Raw genomic sequence first — 16,614 nt, 5'->3', positions numbered from 1 at the left:
TAGTCGGCCGAAAGCCACCGTAACCGCGGATCCGCCCCGGAAATGTTGAGGATTCATGAACTTCCGGCCGGAGCGGCCGGAGCGGGAGCGGGCGCCGTGACCAGGGGCGGCGCGGGGTCGGGAGCCGCCTCCGGAATCGGCGCCGGACGACGCCTTTCGGCGGTTGACACGCGCCTGGAGGGCATGGTGTGCAGCGCGCGGACGGCCAGCGTGCCCGCCAGCGCCAGGAACGCCACGGCCGCCAGCGGATAACCGGCCGACAGCAGTATCTGCGGCGCGCTCTGCCGCAGCTCCAGCCGTCCGGGGCCGTGCGGCACCGCCCACAGCGCGAAGGAGCAGAAGAGACCGCAGGCCGCGGCCGTCCCGGCCGCCCACCGCCAGTCCCCGCGGCGCAGCGCCTCGGAGCCGAGCAGCACCAGTATCGGCACCGCCCACACCCAGTGGTGCGACCACGACACCGGACTGACCAGCAGCGCCGTCATGGCACAGGCCACCGCCGCCCACGCGGGCCCGTGCGGCAGCCGGTCCCCGGCCAGCAGCGCCGCGACGGCCACCGCGAGCCCGGCCAGACCCGCCACGGCGGCGCCCGCCAGCCAGACCGTCCCCGGGTCCCCGGTGTGCTGGAACCGGGCGACCACCCCGCGCAGCGACTGGTTGGCGGTGTCCTCGCCGAAGCCGACCCGGTCCGGCGCGAGCACCACCCCGGTCCAGAACCGCCGCGAGCCGTACGGCAGCGCGAGCGCCGCGACCGCGACCGTACCGGCGAAGGTGCCGCCCGCCACCAGCGCGCGCCGCACATAGGGCGCGCCGCTTCCCTCCCGGCGCAGCGCCGCCGCCCCCGCCACGGCCAGGAAGACGGCGAAGAGCGCGGGCGTCAGCTTGATCCCGGCGGCGATCCCGATCCCGGCCCCCGCCCAGCGGTGCGCGGCAGGGCGGGTCAGGTCCCACAGCACCAGCACCGCGAGCAGCAGATTGACCTGCCCGTAGCGCAGGGTCGTCCACACCGGCTCGCACCACACCGCCGCCGCGGCCACGGCGAGCACCGCCGCGGCCCGCGGCGCGCGTACGGGACGGCCGGCCAGCCGCAGCGACAGCGCGACCAGCGCCACCAGCAGCAGCAGATTCCCGGCCGTCGCCGCCGTCCGCATCGCTCCGGGCCGCAGCCACGTCAGCGGCACGAACAGCAGCGCGGCGAACGGCGGATACGTCGTCGGCAGCCGCGCGTACGTCGCGCGCATCGCGTACAGGTCACCGCCGCCGCGTACCGTCAGGCCCTCGGCCCGGTACACCATGAGGTCGATCATCGACACGTGCGCGCCGCGCTGCGCCGCCCAGAACCCGGCGAAGGACGCGAGGCAGCCGACCCCGGCCGCGGTCACCGCCGCCTGCCGCCGCCGTACCGCGCCCACGCCACCACGCTCCTCCCGCCGTCACAGAACCCCGAGGTCGGAGGCCCGCCACCGGCCGGAAACGAGTTGGCGGTCCCGGCCCGCGGCCGTGTAATGTATCCCGAGTCGCCGGGCCCACCGCCCGACACCACGCGGGGCTGTAGCTCAGTTGGTAGAGCGCTTGCATGGCATGCAAGAGGTCCGGGGTTCAATTCCCCGTAGCTCCACGAGTGAGAGAGCGAGACCTGTCCGCAGAAGGCGGACGGATCTCGCTCTTTTCCGTTGCGCGGCGGCCGCACCCTGAGGGGCGCGGATCCGGGGCGCGGCTTCGGACCGGCCGCGGGCCCGGTCTGTTCTGACCGGCCGCGGGATCCGTCACCCGACCGGCCTGACGGCTGGTCAACTACCCTGGGCGCACAGGGCGGAAGCGACGGGGGAGAGACCTCTTGGACCAGCTGGACTGGCAGTTGATCGACCGTGAGTTCCTCGCCGGTCGGCGCGAGGCTTCGCGGGAGAGTCTGGTCCGCTACTTCGACGGTGCCCTGCCGACCTGGGAGACGGTGCTGGCGGACGTGCCGCGCCGCGAGGCGGTCTCGCGTATCACCGGGAATCTGCTGTACGAGCGGGGCTCGGCGAGCACCGTGCACCTGGTGGTGGGCCCCAGCGGCGAGGGCAAGTCGACGCTGATCCGGCAGGTCGCCGTCGATCTCGCGAGCAGCCACGAGGACTGGCGGGTGTACTGGCGGGACTCCGGCGACACCCTGGACCTGAAGTGGATCGCGGAGCTGGACCCGGACCGCAACACGCTCTTCGTCTCGGACGACGCGGAGAAGATCGCGACCGGCTGCTTCGACGTCCTGCGGCGGCTTGAGGGCCGCTCGGACCTGCACTTCCTGCTGGCCGCGCGGGACACCGACTGGCGGGCCGTCAGGGCCGACTCGCTGCCGTGGAACACGCTGAACGTCACGCCGAAGCGGATCGCCCTGCGCGGCCTCGGCAAGGACGGCGTGGACGCGCGGGAGATCGTCGAGGCGTGGACGCGGTCGCAGGCGCTCGGCCAGCTCGCCTCGTACAACCAGGTCGAGGACCGCGTGGCGGCGCTGCTCGCGGCGGTCCGCGGCGAGGAGGCCAGCCTGGAGGACGGCGCGCTGCTCGGCGGCATGCTCCGGGTCCGCGTCGGCGACCGGCTCGACGGCCATGTGCAGCAGATGCTCGGACGCCTGGTCCACTACCCGTTGAGCAACGGCCGCACGCTCGCGTACGCCTTCTTCATGATCGCCGCCCTGCACGGCATCAATGTGCGGGAGATGTCGCCGCGGCTGCTCGCCGAGGCGCTCAACATCGACGTGAGCCGGGTCGAGGAGGAGATCGTCATCCCGCTCGGTGAGGAGGCGGCGGCGGCCCGCGCGGGCGACCGGCTGCTCGTCAGGCACCGCGCGGTCGCCGAGTCGGCGCTGCGCGTCGCCCGCAGCCTCGGCGTCGACATGAAGGACATCTACGCGCGCCTGACCCGCGTCGGCATCCGCGTGGCGACCCGGCCCGGAAGCGGCCTGGACGCCAAGGAGTTCCGGTACATGTCGCAGAAGCTGAGCAGCTCGCCCGAGTACGCGATCGGCTCCGCCCGCGCGGCCGTGGAGGAGGAGCCCGACGACCTGCGCCGGGTGGTCAACCTCGTCGTGGTGCTGCGGCACAACGCCATGAACGACGAGCTGACGGCGGTCGCGCAGGAGCATGTCGGCCGGATCCGTACGATGGTCAACTCCCGTGAGGCGGCCCGGCGGTTCTTCTACGAGTGGTCGATCGCGGAGGGCAAGTCCGGCCGCCCCGAGATCGCCTGCTGGCTCACCGCGGTGTCGCTGGCCGATCTGGCGTGGGCCGATCCGCTGCGCGACGAGCGGGACGTCGAGTGGCGGATGGCCGGTTTCGTACCGGGGTTCAAGGCGCTGGCCGCGCGCACCGGGGACGAGCGGTTCGCGCGCGGGGTGCGCGCGGTCGAGACGCTGCTGCGCGGCTGGCCGGTCAGCCCGCGTACCGAGCGGGACATGGTCATGTACCGCTCCTACGCCAAGAGTCAGGGCGTGCCGGAGATGGACCGCGACACCTGCCGTACGGAGTTGACGGCCGCGGTCGTGGCCGCCTGGCGATTGCGGTCGCGTGAACTTCCCGACGTTCCCGCGGGATCGACCTTGCGCTTCCACCGGCTGTTCCAGAAGCTGGACGAGCACCCCGCCTGACCGGGCGGGCGGCCCCGACGGGCCCCGTGCCCGATCGGGCACGCGACCTGAACGGCCATACGCACGACGGGCGGTGGCTACCGTTCCTTGACCCGCTCTTGGGAAAACCATGCCCCTGACATGAACCGATCAGCGAAAGAGTGTCGCTCTGCGGTACGAGCCGTACGGATAGCGGCGACACCGCACTTCGCGACAACTCGCTTCGCATGGGGGTTTCATGAGATTTGAGCGCAAGAGAACGCGTGTGGGACTGGTGGCGGCCGCCGCGCTGCCCCTGGTCGCCGGCGCGCTCGCGCTTGGCACCCAGTCCGCCACGGCCGACCAGCCCAGCGGACGCCAACTCCTCTCCGGCACCAAGCCGCAGTGGGCCACCACCCAGGCAGACAAGGGCGCGACCGCGAACACCGGCAAGGTGTCCGTCCGCGTCTATCTGGCCGGACGGGACGCGAAGGGCCTCGCGGCCTACGCCAAGTCCGTCTCGGATCCGAACTCGGCTGACTACGGTCACTATCTGACCACCGCGCAGACCCAGTCGCGCTACGGTGCGACGAAGGCCCAGATAGCCGAGGTCACCGACTGGCTGAAGTCCTCCGGCCTGAAGGTGACCGCGACCTCCCAGCACTACATCGCCGTGACCGGTGACGTGGCCGCCGCGGAGAAGGCTTTCGGCACCCAGCTCCACAACTACTCCAAGGCGGGCCACACTTACCACGCCCCGGCGACCACGGCGTCCGCGCCCGCCTCGCTCAAGGGCGCGGTGCTGACCGTCACCGGCCTGGACAACGCACCCAAGAAGTCCAGCCACGACGACACGCTGCCGCCTCCGGACGCGGTCTTCAAGAACGCCGGACCCTTCTCCACGTACTTCGGCTCGAACACCAACAACAAGCTCCCCAACGCGTACGGCACCAAGGCGCCTTACGCGATCAAGGGCTACACCGGTGAGCAGCTCCGTGCCGCGTACGGCGCCGGCAAGTACACCGGCAAGGGCGTGACGGTGGCCATCACCGACGCGTACGCCTCGCCGACCATCGCCGCCGACGCCTCGCAGTACGCCAAGCGCAACGGCGACCAGAAGTACAAGAAGGGCCAGCTCTCGCAGGTCCTGCCGAGCGAGTTCACCAACACCGACGAGTGCGGCGCGTCCGGCTGGTACGGCGAGGAGACGCTCGACGTCGAGGCCGTGCACGCGGTCGCCCCCGACGCGAACATCGTCTACCTCGGCGCGGCCTCCTGCTACGACGACGACTTCCTCGACACGCTCAACAAGGTCGTGGACGGCCACCTGGCCGACATCGTCTCCAACTCGTGGGGCGACGTCGAGGCCAACGAGACCCCGGACGTGGCCGCGGCCTACGACCAGGTCTTCCAGCAGGGCGCTGTCGAGGGCATCGGCTTCTACTTCTCCTCCGGTGACAACGGCGACAACGTCGCCTCCACCGGTGTGAAGCAGGCCGACACCCCCGGAAACTCCGACTGGGCCACCTCCGTCGGCGGCACCTCGCTGGCGGTCGGCAAGAACGACAAGTACAAGTGGGAGACCGGCTGGGGCACCGAGCGCGCCCCGCTGTCGGCCGACGGCAAGTCCTGGGTGGGCTTCCCCGGCCCGTACACCTCGGGCGCGGGCGGCGGCACCAGCAAGCTGTACGCGCAGCCGTACTACCAGCGCGGCGTCGTCCCCGACTCGCTGGCGCTCGCCAACGGCGGCACCGTCAAGCAGCGTGTCGAGCCCGACATCGCCGCGGTCGCCGACCCGAACACCGGCTTCCTCGTCGGCCAGACCCAGACCTTCCCCGACGGGTCGCTCCAGTACAGCGAGTACCGGATCGGCGGCACCTCGCTCGCCGCGCCGGTGATCGCGGGCGTCCAGGCGCTGTCGCAGCAGGCCCGTAACGGCATCGCGATCGGCTTCGCCAACCCGCTCATCTACAACAAGTACGGCACGTCCGCGTACCACGACGTGACCGACCACCCGCTGGGCCAGGGCCAGGGTCTCGCCGTCGTGCGTGTCGACTTCGCGAACGCCTTCGACGCCTCGGACGGCACGATCACCTCGCTCCGTACCCTCGGTGCGGACGCGTCGCTGCACGCCACGGTCGGCTACGACGACGTCACCGGCGTCGGCACCCCGGGTGCCGACTACGTGAAGTCGTACCTGCCGCCGAAGAAGAACGGCAAGCACTGAACGGTGTGACGCGGTTCTGAGAACGGTGTGACGCGGTTCTGGTCCGACGCGCCTCCGCGTTTCGGACATGGTTCTACGCCGATCCGGCGCGGATCCGAGGCGTGCGGACGCGCTTCGGAAGCGTTTCGGACGCGGTGAAGCGGGGCCCGTACCGGGGAGCGATCCTCGGTGCGGGCCCCGCCCCCGCTGCGGTAACCTGATGCCATGCGAGCTGTGAGCCTCCTGCTTAGCGAGCCGCGCTGACCGAGAACCCCGTCAGTGCGGCACCCCTCCTGCGCGAGGGGCTTTTTTGTTTCCGCAGGCAGCGACGGGCAGCAGGCTTCCGGGCCGCAGCCGTCAAGACATCGATGGAGTACCGAGGACGATGAGCGAGATCACCCCGGCCGCCGAGACGGCTGCGCCCCACCGCTACACGGCCGAACTGGCCGCGGACATCGAGGGCCGCTGGCAGGACTTCTGGCAGGCCCACGGCACCTACGAGGCGCCGAACCCCAGCGGCGACCTGGACGGCGACCCCGAGACGGCCGCGCGCCCCAAGAAATTCATCATGGACATGTTCCCGTACCCCTCGGGTGCGGGACTGCACGTCGGCCACCCGCTGGGCTACATCGCGACCGACGTCTACGCCCGCCACCAGCGGATGACCGGCCACAATGTGCTGCACACCCTGGGCTTCGACGCCTTCGGCCTGCCCGCCGAGCAGTACGCCGTACAGACCGGCACCCACCCGCGGGTCACCACCGAGGCCAACATCGTCACGATGACGGCGCAACTGCGGCGGCTGGGCCTGGGCCACGACAAGCGCCGCTCCTTCGCCACGATCGACCCGGAGTACTACCGCTGGACCCAGTGGATCTTCCTGCGGATCTTCAACTCCTGGTACGACGAGGAGGCCGCCCGCGCCCGCCCGATCAGCGAGCTGGTCGAGCAGTACGAGGGCGGCGTCCGCGCGACCCCCGACGGCCGCGCGTGGGCGGAGCTGACCGTCGCCGAGCGCGCCGGTGTCCTGGACGGCCACCGGCTGGCGTACGTCGCCCAGTCGCCGGTCAACTGGTGCCCCGGACTGGGCACCGTGCTGGCCAACGAGGAGGTCACCGCCGACGGCCGTTCCGAGCGCGGCAACTTCCCCGTCTTCAAGGCCAATCTGCGCCAGTGGATGATGCGCATCACCGCGTACGCCGACCGGCTGCTGGACGACCTGGACCTGCTGGACTGGCCCGACGCCATCAAGCAGCAGCAGCGCAACTGGATCGGGCGCAGCGAAGGCGCGCGCGTCGACTTCCCCGTGGCCGGCGCCGACCGCCCGATCACGGTCTTCACCACCCGTCAGGACACGCTGTTCGGCGCCACCTATATGGTGCTGGCCCCCGAGCACGACCTGGTGGACGCGATCGTCCCCGACGCCTGGCCCGAGGGCACCCACCAGGTGTGGACCGGCGGCCACGCCACGCCCGCCGAGGCCGTCGCCGCCTACCGCAAATTCGCCTCCTCGAAGTCCGACGTGGAGCGGCAGGCCGACGCCAAGGAGAAGACCGGCGTCTTTACCGGCGCCTTCGCCGTAAACCCCGTCAGCGGTGAAAATGTCCCCGTCTTCATCGCGGACTACGTGCTGATGGGCTACGGCACCGGCGCCATCATGGCCGTGCCCGCCCACGACGCCCGCGACTTCGCCTTCGCCCGCGCCTTCGAACTGCCGATGCGCTGCGTCGTGGCCCCCACCGACGGCCGCGGCACCGACCCTGCCCAGTGGGACGACGCCTTCGGGTCGTACGACGCGACGATCGTCAACTCGGCCGGGTCCGGGGTGTCCCTGGACGGCCTGGGCGTGGTCGAGGCGAAGGCCGTGATCACCGCCTGGCTGGCCGAGCGCGGCATCGGCGAGGGCACCGTCAACTACCGGCTGCGCGACTGGCTGTTCAGCCGTCAGCGCTACTGGGGCGAGCCCTTCCCCGTCGTCTACGACGAGGACGGCGTCGTGCACGCGCTGCCCGACTCGATGCTGCCCGTCGCCCTGCCCGAGGTCGACGACTACAGCCCCCGCACCTTCGACCCCGACGACGCGGACACCTCCCCGGAGCCGCCGCTGTCGCGCAACGAGGACTGGGTGACGGTCGAGCTGGACCTGGGCGACGGCGTCCGCACGTACCGCCGCGAGACCAACACCATGCCCAACTGGGCCGGTTCCTGCTGGTACGAGCTGCGCTACCTGGACCCGCACAACAGCGAGCGGCTGGTCGACCCGGCCATCGAGCAGTACTGGATGGGCCCGCGCGAGGGGCAGCCCGCGGGCGGCGTCGACCTGTACGTCGGCGGCGCCGAGCACGCGGTGCTGCACCTGCTGTACGCCCGTTTCTGGCACAAGGTGCTGCACGACCTGGGCCACGTCTCGTCCGTGGAGCCGTTCCACCGGCTGTTCAACCAGGGCATGATCCAGGCGTTCGTCTACCGTGACGCGCGCGGCATCGCGGTGCCCGCCGTCGAGGTCGAGGAGCGGGACGGCGGCTGGTTCTACCAGGGCGAGCCCGTCAGCCGTGTGCTGGGCAAGATGGGCAAGTCCCTGAAGAACGCCGTGACGCCCGACGAGATCTGCGCCGAATACGGCGCCGACACCCTGCGCCTGTACGAGATGGCGATGGGCCCGCTGGACGTCTCCCGCCCCTGGGACACCCGCGCGGTCGTCGGCCAGTACCGGCTGTTGCAGCGCCTGTGGCGCAATGTCGTGGACGAGGCCACCGGCGCGGTGACCGTCTCCGAGGCCGAGCCCGACGAGGCCACGCTGCGCGCGCTGCACAAGGCGATCGACGGTGTCACCGGCGACATGGCGGGCCTGCGCTTCAACACCGCCATCGCCAAGATCACCGAGCTGAACAACCACCTGACGAAGACGGGCGGCCCCGTGCCGCGCGCCATCGCCGAGCCCCTGGTGCTGCTGATCGCGCCCCTGGCGCCGCACATCGCCGAGGAGCTGTGGAGCAGGCTGGGCCACACCTCCTCCCTGGTGCACGAGCCCTTCCCGGTCGCCGACCCCGCCCTGGCGCAGGACGAGGCCGTCGTGTGCGTCGTCCAGATCAAGGGCAAGGTCAGGGCACGGTTGGAGGTTCCTCCGACCATTTCCGACACCGAGCTGGAGGCCCAGGCGCTGGCCGACCCGGCCGTCGTCGCGGCGCTGGGCGGTGCGGCGGTGCGCAAGGTGATCGTGCGGGCGCCGAAGCTGGTCAACATCGTGGTGTGAGGCCGCGGCTTCTTCGCAGGGGCGCCGCCTCGCGGAGCGCGACCCTTAAGGGGCAGGTTGGGGGATCGGCCGGATCCCGCGGCCTGCCCCTCCCGTTTACGGTGGAGACGTCTACGGTGGATGGTGGAGTGTCCGCCGTTCGAGGTTGGAGGAGAGCGCCCGTGGAAATCGCAGGCTTCGTCGTCCTGGTGCTCTTCCTCGCCTTCGTCACGCTCGGGGTCGTGGCCACCGTCAAGACCGTGCGCGCCGCGCGCCGCGGTGTCGCCCGCGCCTCGGCCCAGGCGCGCCGCGCCATCGAGGACACCCAGCTCAAGGCCCGCCGCTACACCACCACCGGCCCCGCGGGCCAGGTCGCGCAGCTCCGTCTCGACCTGCGCACCGCCATCGACAGCACCTTCCGCGCCCTCGAACACGACCCGTCGCTGACGGAGGCCGCCGGTCTCATGGCCCGCCTCAACGACCACGCCCGCACCCTCGACCGCGAGCTGGCCCTCCTGGAGCGCGAGCCCGACCGCGCCCGCCTCGCCGCGCTCCTCCCCGACCTCTCCACCCGCGCCCACCGCATCACCCACTCCGCGGACTCCCTGCGCTGGGCCGCCCAGGACCGCGCCCACCAGTTCGCCTCCGACGACCTCACCGCACTCCGCCACCAGATCGACATCGAATCGGCCGCCCTCCGCCACTGGGAGCCTGCGGCTCCGCCGAAGCTGAGCCCGACTGCGGAGTAGGCCCTTTGGCGGGGTGCGAGGGGTGAGCCTTTTTGGCGGGCCGCCAGAAGCGGAATGCGGCCCGTTCGGCGTGTGCGGCCGAAGCCCGAGCCTGGCGGGGTGCCAGAGGCGACGTGTCAGCCCGTCCGGCGTGTGCGGGCGGGCCCCGGGGCTGGGGCGGGGCGCCGGAAGCGAACCATCAGCCCGTCAGGCGTTTGTGGGGCACTTCCCGGCGGCAGCCGGGGGAGACCGGCCCGCCCGGCAGTGAGGGCCCGAGTACCGCCCCGACCTGCGCACCGGTAACCTCCCCGTCATGTCCCCGCATGTCGCCATCGTCACGGATTCCACGGCCTACCTCCACCCCGAGGCCGTGCGCCGGCACAACATCTCCGTCGTGCCGCTCACCGTGGTCATCGGCGACGAAGCCCTCGAAGAGGGCACCGAAATCTCCGCCCCCGCCGTGGCACGAGCCCTCCAGCGGCGACATCCGGTCACCACCTCCCGCCCGTCCCCGGCCGAATTCGCCGCCGTCTACGAGGCCGTCGCGGACGCGGGCGCGGAGGCGATCGTCTCGCTCCACCTGTCCGGCGAGTTCTCCGGCACCTACGACGCGGCGCTGCTCGCGGCGAAGGAGGCGGCGGTACCGGTGCGGGTGGTCGACACCGGAATGGTCGCGATGGCGCTCGGCTTCACCGTCCTCGCGGCGGCCGAGACGGCGGAAGCGGGCGGCACCCCGGACGACATCGTCGCTGCCGCCGAGAAGCGGGCCGACGCCACCTCCGCGTACTTCTACGTCGACACGCTCGACTATCTGCGCCGGGGCGGCCGGATCGGCGCCGCCCAGGCGCTGTTCGGTTCCGCACTCGCCGTGAAGCCGCTGCTGCGCCTCGTCGACGGCCGGATCGAGCTGATGGAGAAGGTCAGGACGGCCTCCAAGGCGATCACCCGGCTGGAGGAGATCGTCGTCGAGCAGGCGGGCACCCGCCGGGTGACCCTCGCCGTCCACCACCTCGCCTCGGCCGACCGCGCGGCGGCCCTCGCGGACCGGCTGCGGGAGCGGGTGCCGGGCCTCGACGACCTGGTGGTCAGCGAGGTGGGCGCGGTGATCGGCGCGCACACCGGGCCGGGGCTGCTCGGGGTCGTCATCTCGCCGCACTGAGCGGGGTGGGGGCACGCGGGGCATGGGGCTTCGGCGGCGTGGGCGGCCTGCGCGGTGTGAGCGGTGTGCGCGGCCTGTGAGGTGCGCGGCCTGCGCGATGCGCGCGGTGTGAGCGGTCGGCGGGGCCGTCGGCCGGGGGCCTGAATCACCCTCACGGGTGACGGAGTTATCCACAATCGCCGAGTTGTCCACAGATTCAGACCAAGATCATCTTTCGGCGGTGATCGGGTCCAGCATCGGACCCATGAACTCTCTGGAACCGATCCGCACCGCCATCCGTCCGCAACGAAAGTCCGGCCCCGACCCGGCCGAGGTGCGCGAACGCGCCGCCGCGCTGTTCGGTACGGCGGTGGAGCGCGGCGCGCGGGAAGGGCCGCCGGGGGCGCGGTCGGAACCACCGGAACGGTCGGGGCCGTCGCCTGAGTCCACGCCTGAGTCCACGCCTGAGCCCTCGCCTGAGTCCACGCCTGCGCTCTCGGCCAAGCCCTCGCCTGAGCCGCTGCCGCTGCCTCTGTCCGAGCGGCCCGCGGTGGCCGAGGAACCGACCGGTCCGGTACGACGCCTGCGCACCTGGCTCTTCGTCCGCTGCGGGCTGGAGTTCAAGACGGTGCTGGCGTTGGTGGCCGTACTGGTCATCGCGGGTGGCCTCGCGGTGCAGCACTTCGTGGCGGGCCGTCCCCGGACGATCGCGGTGCCGCCGCCGCTGTCGTCGTCGGGGAGGCCGCTGACGGCCGTGGGCGCCTCGGCCATGGCGTCGGCGGCCACGACCACCCCCGCGCCGAAACTCACCGTGGACATCGCGGGCAAGGTCGCCAAGCCGGGGCTACGGCGGCTTCCTTCCGGCTCGCGCGTCGCCGACGCCCTCTCCGCCGCCGGCGGCGCCCTCCCCGGCACGGACACCAGCACCCTCAACCTCGCCCGCCCCCTCACGGACGGCGAACAGATCCTGGTCGGCATCGCCCCGGCCCCCGGTGCCCCGGCCGATCCCGGCGACCCCGCAGCCGCCGCCCCCGCCTCCCCGGTCAGCCTCAACTCCGCCACCGCCGCCCAACTCGACGCCCTGCCCGGCGTCGGCCCCGTCCTCGCCCAGCACATCCTCGACTTCCGCACCCAGCACGGCTCCTTCACCTCCGTCGACCAACTGCGCCAAGTCCCCGGCATCGGTGACCGCAAATTCACCACCCTCAAGCCCCTGGTCCACCCATGACCCGCCCCGTGCCCGGCAGCGACGACCCGGAGGGCGCTGGGCCCGCGGCGAGCGAGCGGGCCGCTGTGCACGCGGCGGCGGCTTCGCGGCTCGGGGCCGCGAACCCACGGCAGGAGGGACCGCCGGATTGGCGGTTGGTGTGCCCCGCGGTCGCGGCGTGGGGCGGGGCGGCGGTCGGGCCGGGACTGGGGACGCGCGTCGGGATCGGGGTGGTGCTGGCGGCGCTCCTCGCGGGCGCGGCGCTGTTGATGGCGGCAGGCGTGAGGGGCGGCGGGCGGCGGGAGTTGGGGGCGGCGCTGGCGGCGGTGGTGCTGTGCGGGGCGGTGGGGGCGGGCGCGGCCGTGCTCGGGGAGGCGGACCGGTATCGGGGGCCGGTGGCGGGGATGGCCGAGCGCGGGGCGGTGGCGGAGGTCGAGCTGCGGGTGACAGGCGACCCGACGGAGGCCCGCCCACGGGTCCGGGGAGCCGCACAGGCGCCACGGACGGCCGTCGTCGGGGGAGAGGCGTTACGGGTCGGCGGCACGCGCGTCCGGACGCCGGTGGTGGTGCTGGCCGAGGGGGACGTCGGGCGGTGGCTGAAGCTGCTGCCGTCCACGACGATCGCGGTCACGGCCCGGCTGGCCCCGGCGGACCGGCCGGGGGACAGGGCCGCCGCCCTGCTCAAGGCGCAGGGACCGCCCCGCGTCCTGGCACCGCCGAGCCTGCCGCAGCGCGTCGCGGGCCGACTCCGCGCGGGACTGCGGGAGGCGAGCCGCCCACTGCCCGCGGACGCCCGAGCGCTGCTGCCGGGGCTGGTCGTGGGCGACACCACGGGCCTCACACCCGACCTGAAGGCCGCCTTCCGGGCCACCGACCTCACCCACCTCACGGCCGTCTCCGGAGGCAACCTCACGATCGTCCTGATCCTGTTGATCGGACCGCCGGGTGTGGCGATCAGGGCCGAACGACGGGGCCTGGCCGCCTCCTTGGGGCTGCCGCTCCGGCTGACGGCGCTGCTCGGCACGGGCCTGACGCTCGGATTCGTGCTGGTCTGCCGCCCGGACCCGAGCGTGTTGCGGGCCGCCGCCTGCGGGCTGATCACGCTGCTGGCCATCGGCACCGGCCGCCGCCGGTCCCTGCTCCCGGCGCTGGCCGCGGCGGTGCTGCTGCTGGTGCTGTACGAGCCGGAGCTGGCCCGCTCCTACGGCTTCGCGCTGTCGGTGCTCGCCACGGGCGCGCTGTTGACGCTGGCGCCCCGCTGGAGCGAGGCGTTACGGGCCAGGGGGGTGCCGCCGAGGCTGGCGGAGGCGCTGGCGGCGGCGGGGGCCGCGCAGGCGGTGTGCGGCCCGGTGATCGTGCTGCTGTCGGCTCGCCTCAGCCTGGTCGCGGTGCCGTGCAATCTGCTGGCGGAACCGGCGGTGGGTCCGGCCACGGTCCTCGGGTTCGGGGCACTGGCGCTCGCCCCGGTCGCGTTGCCCGCCGCCCGCGCGCTGGCGTGGCTCGCGGGCTGGCCGACCGGCTGGATCGCGGCGGTGGCCCGGCACGGCGCGGCGCTGCCGGGCGCCGAGGTCGCCTGGCCGGGCGGCTGGGCGGGCGCGGCGCTGCTGGCGGTGCTGACGACGGCCGTCGTGGTCGGCGGCGGGGTGCTGCGGCGCAGGCCGTGGCTGTGCGTGGTGTGCGCGTTCCTGCTGCTGCTCGCGCTGGTGCGGCCGGTGGAGCTGCCGAGGTTCGTGGCGGGCTGGCCGCCGGGCGGGTGGCGGTTCGCGATGTGCGACGTCGGGCAGGGCGACGCCCTGGCGCTGTCGGCGGGTCCGGGCGCGGCGGTCGTGGTGGACGCGGGGCCGGAGCCGGACAAGGTCGACCGCTGCCTGCGGGACCTGCGCGTCACCTCCGTGCCGCTGCTGATCCTGACGCACTTCCACGCCGACCACGTGGACGGTCTGCCGGGGGTGCTGCGGGGCCGCAGGGTGGGCGCGATCGAGACGACGGTGCTGGGCGAGCCGCCGCGGCAGGCCGTGGCCGTACGGCGGGAAGCGGCGGCGGCCGGGGTGCCGATGGTGCTCGCGGCGGCGGGGGAGCGGCGCGGTCTCGGCCCGCTGGAGTGGCGGGTGCTGTGGCCGCCGCCCAGTGCGGCGGCGCTGCCCGACAACGGGCCGAACGACGCCAGTGTGGCGCTGCTGGTCCGCACCGGCGGTCTGACGCTGCTGCTGATGGGCGACCTGGAACCGGCCGCGCAGGAGCGGCTGTTGGCGCAGGCGCCGGATCTGCCGCGGGTCGATGTCCTGAAGGTGGCGCACCACGGTTCGGCGTATCAGGACAAGGAGCTGTTCGACCGGGTGCGGCCGCGGCTCGCGGTGATCTCGGTCGGCGCGGACAACCCCTACGGTCATCCGGCGGCCCGGACGGTCGCGGCGCTGCGGGCGCTGGGGGCGGTGGTGCTGCGGACGGACACCGACGGGTCGATCGCGGTGGCCGAGGACGGGCGCGGGGAGCTGCGGACGAGCGTGGCCGGGAAGGGGGCAGGGATGTAAAGGATTCTTTGTAAAGGAGTGCTTGTAAGGGAAGCTTTCTAAAGATAGCTTTAGATACATGGAGGACAAGCCGATGGAGTCCAAGGTCCAGCTCACCGACCCGCGCGCCCTGCGCGCCTACGCGCACCCCACGCGGATGTCGCTCGTCGGGCTGCTCCGCCGCGAGGGGCCGTTCACGGCGACGCGGGCGGCGGAGCTGACCGGCGAATCCGTCGCCAGTTGCTCATACCACCTGCGGATACTCGCCAAATACGGCCTGGTGGAAGAGGCACCGCCAGGACCCGGGCGGGAGAAGCCGTGGCGGGCGACGGCCGAGTTCACGAGTTGGCCCGGCTACTCCGAGGACACGGCGGTCGCGTCGGCGGCCGAGGCGCTGACGGTAGCCGTCGCCGAGAACTACTTCCACCGGATGACGCGGGCCATCGAGACGCGCGGCGCACTGCCCCGGAAATGGCAGGAGGCCGAGCGCTTCACGGACACGTCCCTGTATGTGACGCCCGACGAACTGACCGCGCTCGGCGAGGAGATCGACGCGCTCCTGGCCCGGTACGCCGACCGGATCAACGACCCGGCCCGCCGCCCCGAGGGCGCCCGGCGGGTGCCCTACCTCCAGATTGGCTACGTCGACCCCGAGCACCCCGAGCACCCCGAGGACGGCCGCCCTCCGGAACCCGACCCCGAGGAGAGGTGAGCGCCGTGGTGCCGGAACTGCTCAGGCAGCGCCCCTTCCGGCGGTACTGGACGGGCCAGACCGTCTCGCTGCTCGGCGACCAGATCACCTTCCTGGCCATTCCGCTCGCCGCCGTCCTCGTGCTGCACGCCGACGCGGCCCAGATGGGCTGGCTGTCGATGGCGGGCCTGCTGCCCGCGCTGCTGTTCTCGCTCCCGGCCGGGGCCTGGGCCGACCGACGCGGTCGCCGCAGGCAGACCATGATCGCCGTCGACCTGCTGAGGGCGGCCCTGATGGTCTCGCTCCCGGTGGGTTACGCCCTCGGGGTGCTCACCCTGGCGCAGCTCTACGCGGTCGCCTTCGCCGTCGGCACGCTCGCCGTCGTCTTCGACGTCTGCAACGCCACGCTGTTCGTGTCGCTGGTGCGCCCCGAGGAGTATGTGCGGGGCAATTCGCTGACCAGCGGCAGCCGGGCCTTCTCGTTCGTGGCGGGCCCCAGCGTCGGCGGCCTGCTCGTGCAGGTGCTCGCCGCACCGCTCGCGCTGCTCGCCGACGCCTGCTCGTATCTGGTCTCGGCCGTGCTGCTCGCGCGGATAGACCCGGTGGAACCACCGGCCGCGCCGCCGCGCAAAGGGCACTTCACGGCGGGGCTGCGCTTCATCGTCCGCTCCCGCGTGCTGCGCCCGCTCGCGGCGGCGGCTGCGACGGTGAACTTCTTCAACTTCGTCTTCCACACCCTGGTGATCCTCTACGCCGTCGAACAGCTCGGCCTGAACGCGGGGCTGTTGGGCATGGCCATCGGGGCCGGCGCGGTCGGCAGCGTGATCGGCGCGGTGCTCACCGGACGGATCGCCAGGTCGATCGGGGTCGGGCCGACCCTGGTCCTGGGATTCATAGGGTTCCCCGCGCCGCTGATCCTGATCCCGTTGGCGACCGGGCCGACACCGATGCTGCTCGCCGCCTTCTTCGCCGCCGAATTCGCCTCCGGCTTCGGCCTGATGCTGCTCGACATCGCCAGCGGCTCCTTGCAGAGCGCCGTCATACCCGACGCCCTGCGCTCACGGGTCAGCGGCGCCTTCCGCACCGTCAACTACGGTGTCCGCCCGCTCGGCGCGCTCGTCGGCGGCACCCTCGGCAGCGCGATCGGACTGCGCCCGACGCTGTGGATCGCCACCGTCGGCGGCCTGCTCAGCGTGCTGTGGCTGCTGCCCTCGCCGATACCGCGCATACGCGAACTCCCCGACGAGGAGCCCGACCCGGCGGCGGAAGCGCAAGCGGAGACGGAAGCGGCGGCGGATCGGAAGACGGCGGCAGCGACGTAG

Annotated in this window: 10 protein-coding genes and 1 tRNA gene; 10 read left to right on the top strand and 1 reads right to left on the bottom strand. The window is 72.8% G+C overall.

The features are described from left to right. Window positions 1–53 precede the first annotated feature (53 nt). Entirely contained in the window at window positions 54–1,409 is a 1,356-nt protein-coding gene (locus tag ACIQCJ_RS22590) for a glycosyltransferase 87 family protein (RefSeq protein ID WP_402712318.1), read from the bottom strand. 133 nt (window positions 1,410–1,542) lie between these two features. Between ACIQCJ_RS22590 and ACIQCJ_RS22585 the strand changes: the two genes are divergently transcribed. From ACIQCJ_RS22585 to ACIQCJ_RS22540, 10 genes are all read left to right on the top strand, one after another. After that, a tRNA-Ala gene (locus ACIQCJ_RS22585) sits at window positions 1,543–1,615 on the top strand. Window positions 1,616–1,834: 219 nt separating this feature from the next. Next, complete coding sequence (locus tag ACIQCJ_RS22580) at window positions 1,835–3,622, top strand: hypothetical protein (protein WP_355348906.1); 1,788 nt, start codon at window positions 1,835–1,837, stop codon at window positions 3,620–3,622. Between the two features lie 217 nt (window positions 3,623–3,839). Next, a complete protein-coding gene (locus ACIQCJ_RS22575) occupies window positions 3,840–5,807 on the top strand; it encodes a S53 family peptidase (RefSeq protein ID WP_355348903.1) in 1,968 nt (655 codons plus the stop codon). A gap of 364 nt (window positions 5,808–6,171) precedes the next feature. Beyond that, window positions 6,172–9,039: a leucine--tRNA ligase gene (leuS, locus tag ACIQCJ_RS22570; protein WP_402712317.1), complete on the top strand. Its 2,868-nt coding sequence runs from the start codon at window positions 6,172–6,174 to the stop codon at window positions 9,037–9,039. Window positions 9,040–9,200: 161 nt separating this feature from the next. Beyond that, the gene (locus ACIQCJ_RS22565) at window positions 9,201–9,767 is read left to right on the top strand and encodes a hypothetical protein (protein ID WP_391047544.1); all 567 of its coding nucleotides are present in this window, start codon (window positions 9,201–9,203) and stop codon (window positions 9,765–9,767) included. Window positions 9,768–10,059: 292 nt separating this feature from the next. After that, complete coding sequence (locus ACIQCJ_RS22560) at window positions 10,060–10,905, top strand: DegV family protein (RefSeq protein ID WP_355348894.1); 846 nt, start codon at window positions 10,060–10,062, stop codon at window positions 10,903–10,905. 244 nt (window positions 10,906–11,149) lie between these two features. Then, entirely contained in the window at window positions 11,150–12,112 is a 963-nt protein-coding gene (locus tag ACIQCJ_RS22555) for a helix-hairpin-helix domain-containing protein (protein ID WP_402712316.1), read from the top strand. Beyond that, window positions 12,109–14,622, top strand: coding sequence for a ComEC/Rec2 family competence protein (locus ACIQCJ_RS22550; RefSeq protein WP_402712315.1), 2,514 nt, complete (start codon window positions 12,109–12,111; stop codon window positions 14,620–14,622). Before ACIQCJ_RS22555 ends, ACIQCJ_RS22550 begins: the two co-directional genes overlap by 4 nt. Window positions 14,623–14,680: 58 nt before the next feature. Beyond that, window positions 14,681–15,313, top strand: a complete 633-nt coding sequence (locus ACIQCJ_RS22545) for a helix-turn-helix domain-containing protein (RefSeq protein WP_355348885.1) — start codon at window positions 14,681–14,683, stop codon at window positions 15,311–15,313. Continuing rightward, the gene (locus ACIQCJ_RS22540; RefSeq protein ID WP_355348882.1) at window positions 15,310–16,614 is read left to right on the top strand and encodes an MFS transporter; all 1,305 of its coding nucleotides are present in this window, start codon (window positions 15,310–15,312) and stop codon (window positions 16,612–16,614) included. Before ACIQCJ_RS22545 ends, ACIQCJ_RS22540 begins: the two co-directional genes overlap by 4 nt.

The sequence above is a fragment of the Streptomyces sp. NPDC093221 genome (genome assembly GCF_044753885.1).
In the GTDB taxonomy this organism is placed as follows: domain Bacteria; phylum Actinomycetota; class Actinomycetes; order Streptomycetales; family Streptomycetaceae; genus Actinacidiphila.
Note: the sequence above shows the minus strand (reverse complement) of the source record. Positions and strands in the feature narration are given on the sequence as shown.

Coding starts and splice junctions, on each gene's coding strand:
- ACIQCJ_RS22575 (WP_355348903.1), top strand. CDS start 3,840: ATGAGATTTGAGCGCAAGAGAACGCGTGTGGGACTGGTGGCGGCCGCC.
- ACIQCJ_RS22545 (WP_355348885.1), top strand. CDS start 14,681: ATGGAGGACAAGCCGATGGAGTCCAAGGTCCAGCTCACCGACCCGCGC.
- ACIQCJ_RS22555 (WP_402712316.1), top strand. CDS start 11,150: ATGAACTCTCTGGAACCGATCCGCACCGCCATCCGTCCGCAACGAAAG.
- ACIQCJ_RS22560 (WP_355348894.1), top strand. CDS start 10,060: ATGTCCCCGCATGTCGCCATCGTCACGGATTCCACGGCCTACCTCCAC.
- leuS (WP_402712317.1), top strand. CDS start 6,172: ATGAGCGAGATCACCCCGGCCGCCGAGACGGCTGCGCCCCACCGCTAC.
- ACIQCJ_RS22550 (WP_402712315.1), top strand. CDS start 12,109: ATGACCCGCCCCGTGCCCGGCAGCGACGACCCGGAGGGCGCTGGGCCC.